The following is a 13131-nucleotide window of genomic DNA, read 5'->3' on the forward strand; positions in this document are numbered from 1 at the left end:
TCGACCAGGCCATGCGCGCCCACGCCGACCGACTCGCCCACCTCGGCTACCTCACCCTGGCCGTGGACCTGTTCAGCGCCGGAGGCACCACCCGATGCCTCATCGCCACCATGACCGCCATGATCCGCGGTCACGGCCGCGCATTCACCGACATCTCCACCGCCCACGACAACCTCGCCAGCTCCCCCGACTGCACCGGCAAAATCGAAGTGGCGGGTGATGAACGCGCTGGCGATCGCGCCCGTGACAAACGCTCCGATCACGCCTCCGGAAAGCATGAACAGTCTCCGGGAGCTGCTGTACTTATCCACGAAAAAAGTCGTATCCGGCTTCAACCACCCGCCTCAGATTGCCGGTGGTGGCGAGCGGCATATACACGAGGTCGCCGATGCTGCGAAACAGGCCAATCTGTATACCGCCGAAGGACATCGGCACCACAACCGAACTGCGCGGCAGCGTTGCGGGCAGGAGTCCGATCCCGGCCAGGACGGCCGCTTGGTTCGCCATCGCCCGGCGCGCCGAGCCCTATCCCATCAGGCTTGCGATAGAGCTTCGGGGTCACGGTCGTGAAGCGCACGTGGGGGGGCGTTTCCGAACGCATCACGTGTGGAGGTTGCCCGATGCCGGCCCGTCGCCACGGTCCCCGCCGGGTGCAGGTCCCGCTCCGGTTCACAGGGGTCCGGCTCGACCGGGTGGACGGCGACCATCCCACCTTCGTCGATCCCGAATCGTTCGTGCAGCCGGGCCAGCGGTTTGGGCGCCCACCAGTTCCACCTGCCCAACACTCGCATGAAGGCCGGAACCAGCACCAACCGCACCAGTGTGGCGTCGACCACCACCGCGAGCGTCATACCAACGCCGAACATCCGCATGAACTGGACGTGAGCGGCGATCAGTGCCGCGAATGAAATCGACATCACGAGTGCGGCAGCGGTAATCACCCGCGCAGTGCGAGCCACACCCAGTGCGACGCTCTCGTCATTGTTGGCACCCATATCTGCTGTCGCCGGCCGCGCGGCTATGGAACGCACCCAGTACTCGCGAATCCGCGACATCAGGAAGACCTCGTAGTCCATCGACAGCCCAAAGGCGATGCAGAACAACAACACCGGCAAATTCGCCACCAGCGTCCCGGTCGGCGTGGTTCCGAGTGCGCCAAGATGTCCATCCTGGAAGATCCACACCAGCGCGCCGAAAGCGGCGGTCAGCGACAACACGTTGAGCACCAATGCCTTCAGGGGCAGCACCACGCTGCCGGTGAGCAGGAACAGCAGCACGAAGGTGATGACGGCGATCAGACCAAGCACCAGTGGCAGTCGCGACGTGATGGCCTCCACGCTGTCGCGGTTGATCTGCGCATTACCGCTCATTTCGACCGACCTGCCGGCCGGCCCGGGTACTGCGTGCAGCCGATCGAGCTGAGTCGCCGAGCTACCGGAGAACAGCGGCGCGGTACTGCTGACGGTGAGAAACGCACTACCCTGTGCGACCCCCGTGGCAGCCGAGGGTGGCCCCACACGGTTCCCGCCGACGAACGCGCCGCCGGGGGCGGTCACCGCCGACACGTCCGGTACACGGGACAGATCGGCGGCATAGCGGTTCAGGTCATAGGGGGTCAGGCCGTGGGCATCGGGGACTACGACCGTCACAGCGTTCGCGGAATTGTCGCCGAAGTCGTTGCGCAACTGGTCGCCGAGCTGATGCGCCGAGGCCGAGTAAGGCAACACACGGTCATCGGGCATGCCCCACCTGACGCCGAGGAACGGGGCACCCAACACCACCAGCAGCGTAACGACGGCCAGTCCGATCGGAACCGCGCGGCGCATCACGAACTTGGCTGAGCGGTACCAAAACAGTTGCTCGACGGGGCGCGGGGCGGGTTCGGGCCGACGCGACAGCCGGCGAACCAGCCGGCGCACGTCCAGCGAATCGAGCCGGGAGCCTAATAGAACGATGACCGCCGGCGTCACCAGGAGCGCGGCCACCGATGCGAATGCGACCGTGGCGATACCGCCATAGGCGATCGACTTCAGGAAGTACATCGGGAATAGGACCATTACGGCCATAGACAGCGCGACAGTCGTCGCGGAGAACAACACTGTGCGTCCGGCGGTGGCCATGGTTCGGATCAACGCCTCGTTGCGGCCGGCGCCGGTGGCCAACTCGTCGCGGTAGCGACTGATGATCAATAGCGTGTAGTCGATCGCCAGTGCCAGGCCCAGCGCAGTACTCAGGTTGAGCGCGAAAATCGACACGTCGGTGCTGAAGGTGATGGCGCGCAGCACCGCCATCGAGCCCGCGATCGCCAGGAGGCCCACGGCCATCGGCAGTGCTGCAGCCAGTAGGCCGCCGAACACCCAGACCAAAACAATGAGGCTGAGCGGGATGGCGATTGACTCCATCAGCAGCAGGTCGCGCTCATTTTGGTGGTTGATCTGCGCATAGACCATCGCCATCCCGCCCGCGCGGACAGCGACGCCTTGATAGTCGTGGACAACTTCGTCAGACAACGTCTGCGCGTACTTCTGGGCGTTGTTCTCGCCGCCGGTGATTCCCGCGACGATCAGACCGGAGGCGCCGTCCTTGCTGATCAGCGCCCTCGCGTCCGCGGGCGGCGCGGTCCACGCCGAAGTCACATTGGCGACATGGGGAGATTGGGCGAGGTGATCGACGATGCGGGTGGCCACTGCGCGGGCCGGCGCGCTGGTGGCACCTGCCGGCGCGCTGACGGTGATAAGCAGCTGCATGTCGCCCTGGCCGAACTTGTCGCTTAGCAGCTGTGTCGCCTTGGCCGATTCCGAGCCCGGGTCCTGGAAACCACCTGCCGACAGGCTTTTGGCGACCGGGATGCCGAAAATGGCGGCTCCGACCATCACCAGGATCGCTATCGCGACGATCCGCCGTGGTGCGGCGATGGCTAGTCGGGCGATTCGCTCCAGCACGTGGCTCCTCCGTTATATCCGTCGTAACTCGGCACCAGGCCAATGGCGGCGCCAACCACCTCCCCCGACATAAATACGACGACAGCCGCCGAAACGTTCAGATATCAGCGCTGGGCCTAAGTCCCACCGCCGCCGCCACCCGATAGTGCGTAGCCATCGGCCCACCTGCCGGATCGGCACTACGCCTAGAGGCTGCGCCATCAGCCGCAGCAGCACGCGTGCCGGTGTCTCGGAGACCAGCGCGGCCATTCCTCCCGCCTGAAAAGCGGAAGGTCGGCGGTTCGATCCCGCCCTTGGCCACCGATATCAGCGCAAGTTACATGCTCTGATGCGTCACTCGGCAGAGCCGTGGCCGGTTTTGGGCCCTTTCATACGGCCAATATGCGGCCAGATCTGGCTTTGGCCGCACGGCGACAATCGCTCGCCAGGCGCATCGCAAAACGCGAAACCGCCGTCCTGCGGCCATTTTCCAACTTTTTGGCCCACATTGAGGGTCCGGCGATGCGGTCGCTGACCCGTCGGCCGCCCAATCTGCAGCGCTAACTTGACAGTGACATCGGCACGCGAGTCACCGACTTCGACCCGCCGAGGAACGTCTCGGCGGCGTGTCAGGAACGATGGAGTGGATGGTTGTCGGACCGAGGCTCAATTTGACCGGGATGGGCGCCGATGCTGGCGACGCTGAGAGCACCCGCACAGTGCTTGTCGCGCTGGCGGTCAACGCCGCAATAGCGGCCGCCAAGACTGCGGCCGCCGTCATCTCCGGATCTGCGTCGATGGTCGCCGAAGCCGCGCATTCCTGGGCCGACAGCGGCAACGAGGTGTTTCTGCTGATTGCCAATCGGCGAAGCAGGCGACCTCCGGATGCCCGCCATCCGCTGGGGTATGGCCGCGAAGCCTATGTCTGGTCGATGCTAGCCGCGGTGGGCCTGTTCGTTGTGGGCGCGGTGGTGTCGGTGTGGCACGGGCTGACCGAAATAGCGCACCACGAATCCAGCCGCGGCGACTACCGCCTGGCTTATCTGGTGTTGGCCATCGCATTCGTGCTCGAGGCGATTTCGCTGTATCAGGCGGTCCGTCAGCTTCGGGGGGAAGCCCACGCCTATCAGCGCGATTTGCTCGAGCATGTGCTGGCGACTTCGGATCCTACGGTGCGGGCCGTATTCGCCGAAGACAGTGCGGCATTGATTGGGATTGCGACGGCATTCGGAGGCATCGGGCTGCACCAGCTCACCGGCGATGCGCTGTGGGACTCCATCGGATCCATCCTGGTTGGAGTCCTGCTGGGAGTCGTCGCGGTCGTACTCATCGACCGCAACCGGCGCTTCATCACCGGGGAGCCGGTTTCCGAGGACCTGCATGAGGCTGTGGTGGCTCGGATCAAGGCGTTACCTGGTGTCGCCGCTGTGCGGTTTCTTCGACTGATTTACGTGGGCCCCAGGATGCTCTTCCTCGTCGCCAGCGTCGATTTGGTTGGTGACGAGATCGAATCGCATGTGGCGAAAACGCTTCGGCGTCTGGAGAGTGAGCTGGAATCGGATCCGCATATCGTCGACGCCGTCCTGACGATCGCCGATCCCGACCTGCGGGACGCTACCTGAGCCGGGGCTTCCCTTCCGGTGCATGGAATATCGCATCGGAAAATCAATCGGGCGGCTGGTGTGGCTGATGCGATTCGACCCGACGACCCGCAACAATGCGGGCATGCCTGGGATGCGGCGGTTGTCTGCACTAGTGGTCGCCGGCGCGCTCGCGATGTCCTTCGCAGCCGCAACCGCGCAGGCCGGCCCCGACGTGCCGCCCGTCAGCGACGCGGCGCGCGCGGCCGGATTCGTCGACGCCCGCAGCGTGGTCCCGGACGCCATCATCGACCTTCGCTACGCGACCACCAACAATTTCACCCACACGCAGCTGTATCCGTCCGACGCGCGATGTCTGGTGCATCAATCCATGGCACCGGGGCTGGCGGCGGCCGCGACGGCGTTGCGCCCGCAGGGCCACGTGCTGGTGTTCTGGGACTGCTACCGCCCGCACGACGTCCAGGTCAAGATGTTCAATGTGGTCCCCAACCCGGCCTGGGTGGCCCGCCCGGGCCAGTATGCGCACAGCCACGAGTCCGGGCGTTCGGTCGACGTGACGTTCACCGTCGTGCAGGAGCAGTGCCCGCCCGAGCGGCAGGTCGACGGGTTGTGCCTGGCGGACATGGGCACCGACTTCGACGACTTCTCCTCGCGCGCAACGGCATACGCGACCCAGGGCGTCAGCGCCGACGAGCAGGCGAACCGGGCCGGGCTGCGGGACGCCATGAAATACGGCGGGCTCGCCCCGTACTCCGGGGAGTGGTGGCACTTCGACGGCCCGGGTGCGGCCGCCGACCGCCCGATCCTCAACGTCCCGGTCGACTAACGGGGCCCCGCAGTGAGCGACGAACGCCCGGCCAGGTACACGCACGGCCATCACGAGTCGGTGCTCCGCAGCCATCGGCGGCGCACCGCGGAAGACTCCGCGGCCTACCTGCTGCCCCACCTGGAGCCGGGGCTGACCCTGCTGGACATCGGATGTGGCCCCGGGACGATCACCGCCGACCTCGCGGAACGGGTCGCCCCCGGAGCGGTGCTGGCCGTCGACCAATTCGCCGACGTCCTGGACGTGGCCCGCGCCGAGACCGAGCGGCGCAACCTGACAAACGTCGCCTTCGCGACCACCGACGTGCACAAGCTCGACCTTCCCGACGACGCATTCGATGTCGTCCACGCCCATCAGGTGCTGCAGCACGTCGCCGATCCCGTGCAGGCGCTGCGGGAAATGCGGCGAGTGTGCCGGCCGGGTGGAATCGTCGCGGCGCGCGACGCCGACTACGCCGGCTTTATCTGGTTTCCGCGGCTTCCGGCGCTGGACCTGTGGCTCGATCTCTACGAAAAGGCGGCCCGCGCCAACCGCGGCGAACCGGACGCCGGCCGGCGGCTGCTGTCTTGGGCCCTGAAGGCCGGCTTTCACGACATCACGCCGACCGGCAGCGTCTGGTGCTACGCAACGAGCGCGACCCGCGAATGGTGGGGTGGCATGTGGGCCGACCGAATCCTGCACTCCGACGTGGGTCGCGAGTTGCTGGCGTCGGGTCTGGCCACCGCGGCGCAGCTCGCGGAGATCGCCGCGGCGTGGCGGACCTGGGCCGCGACCCCGGATGGTTGGCTGTCGATGCCGCACGGCGAGATTCTCTGCCGGGCGTAGTCCCCAACACGCTGTTTTACCAGGTCAACCGCGCGGTATTGGCATTCTCTTTTTTTGCAAGTACGTTATTCATCGATGGATAACGCTGCTCAGACACCGTCGGGCATCCCACTGCAACCCGCATACGGGCCGACGTACACAACCGCGGAACCCCCGCCCCCCGGGGCGTTCCCCTTCACCCGCGGCAACTTCGGATCCGGCTACCGCGGCAAGTTGTGGACCTTTCGGCAGTACTCCGGCTTCGGCACCGCCGAGGAATCCAACCGCCGCTACCGATACCTGCTCGGGCAAGGCGGGACGGGACTGTCGGTGGCGCTGGATCTGCCCACCCAGTGCGGGTACGACTCCGACGATCCCGAGTTCGGTGAGGAGGTCGGCCGGGTCGGCGTCGCGGTGGACACCCTGGCCGACTTCGAGATCCTTTTCGACGGCATCCCGCTGGACAAGCTCAGCACCAGCATGACGATCAACGGCACGGCGGCGATCCTGCTCGCGTTCTACGTGGCCGCCGCCGAGCGCAAGGGCATACCGCGGGCCAAGCTCACCGGGACCATTCAGAACGACATCCTCAAGGAGTACGCCTCGCGCGGCACCTGGATCTGGCCGCCCGAGCCGTCGCTGCGGCTGATCGCCGACACCATCGAGTTCTGCGCGGCCGAGGTCCCGAGGTTCAACGCGATCTCGGTGGCCGGCGCGCACTTCCGCGACGCCGGCGCCAACGCGGTGCAAGAAATGGCGTTCACCCTGGCCGACGGCGTCACCTATTGCGACACCGTGGTGGAACGCGGCCGGATGACGATCGACCAGTTCGCGCCGCAGATCTCGTTCTTCTTCTACACCCACGGCGACTTCTTCGAGGAGATCGCCAAATACCGTGCGGGGCGCCGGCGCTGGGCGACGATCGTGCGCGAGCGCTACGGGGCGACGACGGACAAGGCGTCGATGTTCCGCTTCGGTTGCGTGTGTGGCGGCGCGTCGCTGTATGCCCCGCAGGCGCAGAACAACCTGGTGCGCGTGGCTTACGAGGCGATGGCCGCGGTGCTGGGCGGTGTCCAGTCGATGTTCACCGCGGCCTGGGACGAACCGTTCGCGCTGCCCACCGAGGAATCCACCACGCTGGCGCTGCGCACCCAGCAGATCCTCGCCTACGAAACCGGCGTCGCCAGCGTCGCCGACCCGCTCGGGGGCTCCTACTTCGTCGAGGCTCTCACCGACGCCACCGAGGCCCGCATCATCGAGATCATGGATGACCTCGAGCGGCACGGCGGCATGGTCAGCGCGATCGAGGACGGCTATTTGCAGGGTCTGATCGCCGACGAAGCCTTCCGGATGCATCAGGACATCGAAGCGGGGACACGCCCCGTCGTCGGGGTCAACCGATTCGTCTCCGAAGAGCCCGAGCCCGACGTCGTCACCTATGAGCTCGACGCCGAGGGACGCGATCTGCAACTCAAGCGCCTCTCCAAGGTCAAGGCCGAAAGGGATTCCGCCGCAGTGCAATCCACGCTCGCCGAGCTGTCCCGGGCCGCCGAAGGAACCGACAACCTGATGCACAAGCTGATCGACTGCGCCAATGCCTATTGCACGGTCGGTGAAATGGTTTCCGCGCTCAAAGGGGTGTGGGGCGAATTCCAGCAACCGGTGGTGTTCTAAGTGGCCGCACGGATTCTGGTTGCCAAGCCCGGCCTTGACGGACACGACCGGGGCGCCAAGATCGTCGCCCGCACCCTGCGCGACGCCGGCTTCGAGGTGATCTACACCGGCATCCGGCAGCGCATCGAAGACATCGCATCGATCGCCGTCCAGGAAGACGTGGCCGTCGTCGGCCTGAGCATCCTGTCGGGGGCCCACCTGACGCTCACCGCGCGAACCATCGAAGCGTTGCGCGCCGCCGACGCCGCCGACATCGCCGTCGTCGTCGGCGGAACGATCCCGCACGCCGACGTACGCAAACTGCTGTCCGCCGGCGCCGCCGCGGTGTTTCCCACCGGAACACCGCTCGACGCGCTCGTGCGCGAGATCCGCGCATTGACCGGCACCCCCGAACCCGCTTCAGAAAAAGAGGAACAGTGCGCGTCGGAGTAATGATCGGTGCCGAGCGTGGCGATATGGCCCGCAAGGTGCACAAGCTGGCGTCCGACATCGAATGGGCCGAGTCTGCGGGTCTGGACACCGCGTGGATGCCGCAGGTACCCAACGACTTCGACTGTCTGACCATGGTATCGCTGACGGCCGCGCACAGCTCGCGCATCGAGCTGGGTACTGCGGTGGTGCCGCTGCAGGCCCAGCATCCGATTGCCCTTGCCCGCCAGGCGCTCTCGACGCACGCGGTGGCCGGTGGACGGTTGGCGCTGGGCGTCGGACCTTCGCACCACTGGATCATCAGGGACATGCTCGGCTTGCCGTATGAGAAGCCGGCGGCTTACACCCGCGATTACCTGCAGGTCCTCAACGCTGCCATTGCCGGGCCGGGACCGGTTGACGTCGAGAATGATTCGTTCGCGGTGCACAATCCATTGGTGATCGGGGCCGATACCCCGATGCCGGTGCTGGTCGCCGCGCTGGGGCCGGTGATGCTGCAGCTTGCCGGTGAACTCGCCGACGGCACCGTGTTGTGGATGGCCGACGAGCGCGCGATCGGTGATCACATCGCGCCGAAGATCACCAAGGCCGCCGCGGATGCCGGTCGACCCGCGCCGCGGATCGTGGCGGGTATCCCGGTATGCCTGTGTGCGCCTGCACAAGTCGACGAGGCCAAGGAGCGGGCCAACCGCATCCTCGGCGAGGCCGAGGTGTCGCCCAACTATCAGCGCCTGCTTGAACGCGGCGATGCCCGCGATGTCGGCGATCTGTGTGCAGCCGGCGACTCGGAACAGATTCTGCGCCGATTCCGCTCTTTCGCCGACGCCGGCGTGACCGATCTGTCGGTGCGGCTGCTGCCGATCGGGGACAACCGCGACGAACTCGTCGCCTCCAAACGCCGGACACGGGAAGTGATCGCCTCGCTCGCGGCGGAGTTGCGTTGACGGCCAACACCGCTCCGCTGGCGGGGATACGCATCCTCGAGGTCGGCACCATGCTGGCCGGTCCGTACGCGACCATGCTGCTGGCCGACCTCGGCGCCGAGGTCACCAAGATCGAGCCGCGCGGGGGCGAGATCTCCCGGGGGGTGGGATCCAGCTACTTCGCAAGCCTCAACCGCAACAAGTCCAGCGTCTGCCTCGACCTGAATTCCGAGGCGGGACAGCAGCGTTTGGGCGAGTTGGTCGCGGAATCCCACGCGCTGCTGGTGAACCTCAAGCCGTCGGCCATCCGCCGGCTGGGACTCACCTACGGGCAGTTGCGGCGGCACAACGAGCGGATCGTGTGCGTGGCGATCACGGGTTTCGGGCTGAACGGCGGCGACGACCCGGCCTTCGATTATGTGGTCCAGGCGGGTGTCGGCATCGCCGCGCTGACCGGCGATCCGGACGGCCCGCCGACGCTGCCGGGATATTCCTCGGCCGATAACTCCACCGGAATGTGTGCGGCGCTGGGGCTTTTGGCCAAGATCGTCTCGAGTACGGGCGGGCAGGTGGATGTGTCGCTGCGCGACGTCATGCTCTCGCAGCTCAACTACCACGCCTCGGCCTATCTCAACAACGGCGTCGAGCCGCAGCGCCGGCCCAACGGGGCGCACTCGTATTACGTTCCCGCACAGCTCTTTCAGACCGCAGATGGTTATCTGGCGCTGTTCATCACCCATGACGGCTTCTGGAAATCCTTTGCCACGGAAGCGGGTATCGGCGGTTTCGAGACGATGGCTGAGCGGGTGGCCCGGCGCGATGAGGTTCTTGGCGTCGTCACGTCGATGCTTGCCACCGACACCGCCGCCGGCTGGGAACGGAGACTGCGACCCCTCGGTGTCCCGGCCGCGGCCGTCAGGACGCTGCCCGAGGCGCTCAAAGCGACCCCGGAAGTGGTTGTTACGGCTGGTGATTTCCGCCTCGTCGGGAGTCCCATCCGTGTTTCAGGCTATGAGCCCGACTACCGTCCGCCGCCGGAGCTGAGCTGACCAAGCCGCCGAACGTCGAGTCGTTGCGGCACATCGCGTGGTTTCGCGCAATGAAGTCGACGTTCGCCGTCAAGAGTTGAGGTGGGCTTCCGCGAGCTTGCGGAACGCCACCACCAGACGACTGCGGTCGCCTGCGCGCGTCGCCAAAACGACGTGGCTGGGCTCGACGCCATCCAAGGGGACCGTCGTGATGTCCGGCCGCAGGGTGTTGCCGTGAAGGCCGGCGGTGATGGCCACCGCCTGCCCGGACGCGATGAGTTCGAACTTATCTTCGATCGCATCGATGAACGGACCATCGGGTGCTCGGCGCCCATCGGGACGAGGGTCGATGCGCCAGAAGGCACTCCAGGCCGGATCGGAGTGCCGCACCCGAGGCATCGGCTCGTCGGCGATGTCGTCGAGGGTGACTGATTCCCTGCCTGCCAGGCGATGATCGATGGGCACCGCCAGCACCCGAGGCTCGTCGTAGAGGACGGTCACGTGCAGCTGGTCGGTGGGGAACGGCAGCCGGGTCACGACCGCGTCCACTCGATGGTCGAGCAGCGCAGGACGGGCTTGATCCCAATCCAGGTGCATGACTTGCACATCGGCGTCGGGGTGCTCGCGGCGCAACTCGCGCACCGCCGGGGTGGTAATTAGGCCCGCCGTGTAGCCGATGATGATGCGGCTGGGCTGCGCGGCGGCCCGGGCCTGCGCCGTGGCTTGGGCCGCCGAGCGCAACAGCGCCTTGGCCCGGGGCAGGAACACCTCGCCGGCATCCGTGAGCCGCGTGCCTTGCGGTGTGCGGTCCAGCAACCGGGCGCCCAGCTGCTGCTCCAGCCGGCGAATCTGCCGGCTCAACGACGGCTGCGCGACGCGCAGGGCGGCGGCCGCCCGGCCGAAGTGTCGATGCTCGGCCACCACAACGAAATACCCGACCAGCCGCAGGTCCAGGTCCACCACCGGCGATGCCGAGTCCGTCATGCGCCCAGTGTAGCCATGGTAGTTCGCCCGGTGTTCACATACAGCCCTGCTGATCTGCTGTGATGCCTCAATTGCATCGTGTCATTTGAAATAGGACTTGGACACACCGCCGAGGGCCGTCATTGACTTGATGGCATACCCGCCCAACAAGACCGAGAAGGATCTTCCATGCACGTCTTTGTCACCGGCGCGACCGGACACATCGGTTCTGCCGTCGTCACCGAACTCCTGGAAGCCGGGCACGAGGTCACCGGCCTGGCCCGGTCGGACGAGGGCGCCGCCGCGCTGGCCGCCGCCGGCGCCACGGCGCGCCGGGGCGACCTCGATGACCTCGACGGCTTGCGGGATGCCGCGGCGGCGTCCGACGGCGTCATTCATCTCGCCTTCAAACACGACTTCAACGACTACGCGGGAGCTGCCGAGACGGACCTGCGCGCCGCCGAAGCCCTTGGGGAGGCGCTTGTCGGTTCGGACCGGCCCTTCGTCATCACCTCGGGCACGCTCTTGCTTGCATTCGCCGCACCGGGGCGCATCGCGACCGAACATGAGACGTTGCCCGGCGGACCGCGGATCGACTCCGAGAACGCGGTGATCGCGCTGGGCGAACGCGGGGTGCGGTCGTCGGTCGTTCGGCTTTCGCCATTGGTGCACAGCAACCTGGACCACCACGGCTTCGCCCACCACCTGATCAACACCGCCCGCGACACGGGCGTGTCGGCCTACCTCGGCGACGGCTCCAACCGCTGGCCCGCCGTGCACACGCTCGACGCCGCGCACATGTACCGGCTGGCGCTGGAAAAGGCTCCGGCGGGAACGCGACTGCACGGCGTCGCCGACGAGGGCGTGCCGTTCCGCGACATCGCCGGGGTCATCGGCAACCATTTGAGTCTGCCGGTCGTCAGCATCGCCAGCGAACAAGCGGCCGACCACTTCGGTTTCCTCGCCGCATTCGCAGCTCTGGACAACCCGACCTCGAACGCCCTCACGCAGAAAGTGCTGGATTGGCATCCCGAACACCCCGGGCTGATCGAAGACCTCGACGAAGGCCACTACTTCAGCGTGTGAAGGAGGATCGCCGTGGATAACACCGTCGTCGACGCAGTCCGCCAGGCGTTGGGGCCGGTTGGCGCGTGCCTGCCCGTCTCGCCTCGGGCATAAGGCAGCTCGCACAACTAGATCCAGTGCTGGCCGAACTGAGCTAGCCGCCGCACTCGGTCGTCGTCTCGAGCAGTCGCGGAATGGGCGCAGGATCCAACTGCAGGGCATCGGACATGTGCAGCTGTCCGGCGTTGGCAATCATGTTGTCCAAGATGGCCTGAAGATCCTCGCCTTCGAGTTCATAGATGGCGACATAGGGCCCCTGCCCGTCAACCGGACGCAGCCGGCGTGCCGAGACGATTCCGTCGAGCGCCAGCAGCTCGGGCAAATGTACTTCGTCGTACCAGGTGTTGTACTCCTGCTCGCGCTCGGGCGAACTGGGCCGACTCTCGACGTACATGATGCCCTTGGCCATTGTCGCCGCCTCTCTGTGGCTACTCGTAGCGCACCGTGATCGACTCGGTGTCGGGTACGCCCTGGCACGTCAGAATGTAGCCTTCGGCCACTTCGTCCTCTTCGAGAGCGTCGTTGACCCGCATGGTCGCATGGCCTTCGATCAGCCGAGCCATGCATGTACCGCAATTGCCCGCCTCGCAACTGAACGGCGGTTCCAGTCCCGCCCGCCGCGCGCTTTCCAACAGGGTTTCGCCGGGGACTAGCGGCACCGACACCTTCTTGCGGTCGAGGTGAATCGTCACCGTGCCTGCCTCGGCATCTTCCTTGGTTGCGGAGTTGGATGCGGGATCTGTCACCCGGGGAGTCTCCTCGATGATCGTGGTGACCGTCACCATGACCGCCCCACCCGTATTTGCATTCTTCAGTATAGAGAATACTATTCTCACA

General features: G+C 66.2%; 13 protein-coding genes and 1 pseudogene. 8 read left to right on the plus strand and 6 right to left on the minus strand.

Annotated elements, in window-relative coordinates; all coding sequences use genetic code 11:
- The 3 genes and pseudogenes from JWP83_RS15410 to JWP83_RS15420 form a co-directional block, all read right to left on the minus strand.
- Positions 1-335 (minus strand): annotated as a pseudogene (locus JWP83_RS15410) (hypothetical protein); the annotation flags it as partial.
- Entirely contained in the window at positions 304-507 is a 204-nt protein-coding gene (locus tag JWP83_RS15415) for a hypothetical protein (RefSeq protein WP_297731398.1), read from the minus strand. The gene JWP83_RS15415 and the pseudogene JWP83_RS15410, both read right to left, overlap by 32 nt.
- 26 nt (positions 508-533) lie before the next feature.
- Entirely contained in the window at positions 534-2942 is a 2409-nt protein-coding gene (locus JWP83_RS15420; RefSeq protein ID WP_297731400.1) for an MMPL family transporter, read from the minus strand.
- Positions 2943-3568: 626 nt separating this feature from the next.
- Here JWP83_RS15420 and JWP83_RS15425 point away from each other — a divergent pair.
- The 7 genes from JWP83_RS15425 to JWP83_RS15455 all read left to right on the plus strand — a co-directional run bounded on the left by JWP83_RS15425 (position 3569) and on the right by JWP83_RS15455 (position 10227).
- Entirely contained in the window at positions 3569-4543 is a 975-nt protein-coding gene (locus JWP83_RS15425) for a cation diffusion facilitator family transporter (RefSeq protein ID WP_297731402.1), read from the plus strand.
- Between the two features lie 154 nt (positions 4544-4697).
- Positions 4698-5348, plus strand: coding sequence for a M15 family metallopeptidase (locus tag JWP83_RS15430; protein WP_297731478.1), 651 nt, complete (start codon positions 4698-4700; stop codon positions 5346-5348).
- A 12-nt stretch (positions 5349-5360) separates the two neighbouring features.
- The gene (locus tag JWP83_RS15435) at positions 5361-6173 is read left to right on the plus strand and encodes a methyltransferase domain-containing protein (RefSeq protein ID WP_297731404.1); all 813 of its coding nucleotides are present in this window, start codon (positions 5361-5363) and stop codon (positions 6171-6173) included.
- A 75-nt stretch (positions 6174-6248) separates the two neighbouring features.
- Positions 6249-7826 (plus strand): methylmalonyl-CoA mutase family protein, encoded by a 1578-nt coding sequence (locus JWP83_RS15440; protein ID WP_297731407.1) that lies wholly within the window; start codon positions 6249-6251, stop codon positions 7824-7826.
- Positions 7827-8258, plus strand: coding sequence for a cobalamin-dependent protein (locus JWP83_RS15445; RefSeq protein WP_297731409.1), 432 nt, complete (start codon positions 7827-7829; stop codon positions 8256-8258).
- Positions 8243-9199: an LLM class F420-dependent oxidoreductase gene (locus tag JWP83_RS15450; RefSeq protein ID WP_297731411.1), complete on the plus strand. Its 957-nt coding sequence runs from the start codon at positions 8243-8245 to the stop codon at positions 9197-9199. The genes JWP83_RS15445 and JWP83_RS15450 overlap by 16 nt, the downstream gene beginning before the upstream one ends.
- Complete coding sequence (locus JWP83_RS15455; RefSeq protein ID WP_297731413.1) at positions 9196-10227, plus strand: CoA transferase; 1032 nt, start codon at positions 9196-9198, stop codon at positions 10225-10227. Before JWP83_RS15450 ends, JWP83_RS15455 begins: the two co-directional genes overlap by 4 nt.
- Positions 10228-10296: 69 nt before the next feature.
- On the opposite strand, the gene JWP83_RS15460 is transcribed toward JWP83_RS15455, so the two are convergent.
- Complete coding sequence (locus tag JWP83_RS15460; protein ID WP_297731415.1) at positions 10297-11190, minus strand: LysR family transcriptional regulator; 894 nt, start codon at positions 11188-11190, stop codon at positions 10297-10299.
- 168 nt (positions 11191-11358) lie between these two features.
- Between JWP83_RS15460 and JWP83_RS15465 the strand changes: the two genes are divergently transcribed.
- Positions 11359-12255 carry an SDR family oxidoreductase gene (locus JWP83_RS15465; protein ID WP_297731418.1) on the plus strand — a complete coding sequence of 299 codons (897 nt, stop codon included), beginning with the start codon at positions 11359-11361 and terminating at the stop codon, positions 12253-12255.
- 133 nt (positions 12256-12388) lie between these two features.
- On the opposite strand, the gene JWP83_RS15470 is transcribed toward JWP83_RS15465, so the two are convergent.
- Both JWP83_RS15470 and JWP83_RS15475 read right to left on the minus strand, forming a co-directional pair.
- Positions 12389-12703 (minus strand): DUF4286 family protein, encoded by a 315-nt coding sequence (locus JWP83_RS15470; RefSeq protein WP_297731420.1) that lies wholly within the window; start codon positions 12701-12703, stop codon positions 12389-12391.
- 19 nt (positions 12704-12722) lie between these two features.
- On the minus strand, positions 12723-13076 hold the full coding sequence (locus JWP83_RS15475) for a 2Fe-2S iron-sulfur cluster-binding protein (protein WP_297731423.1): 354 nt from the start codon (positions 13074-13076) through the stop codon (positions 12723-12725).
- Positions 13077-13131 lie beyond the last annotated feature (55 nt).

It is taken from the genome of Mycobacterium sp. (assembly GCF_025965855.1).
GTDB lineage: Bacteria > Actinomycetota > Actinomycetes > Mycobacteriales > Mycobacteriaceae > Mycobacterium.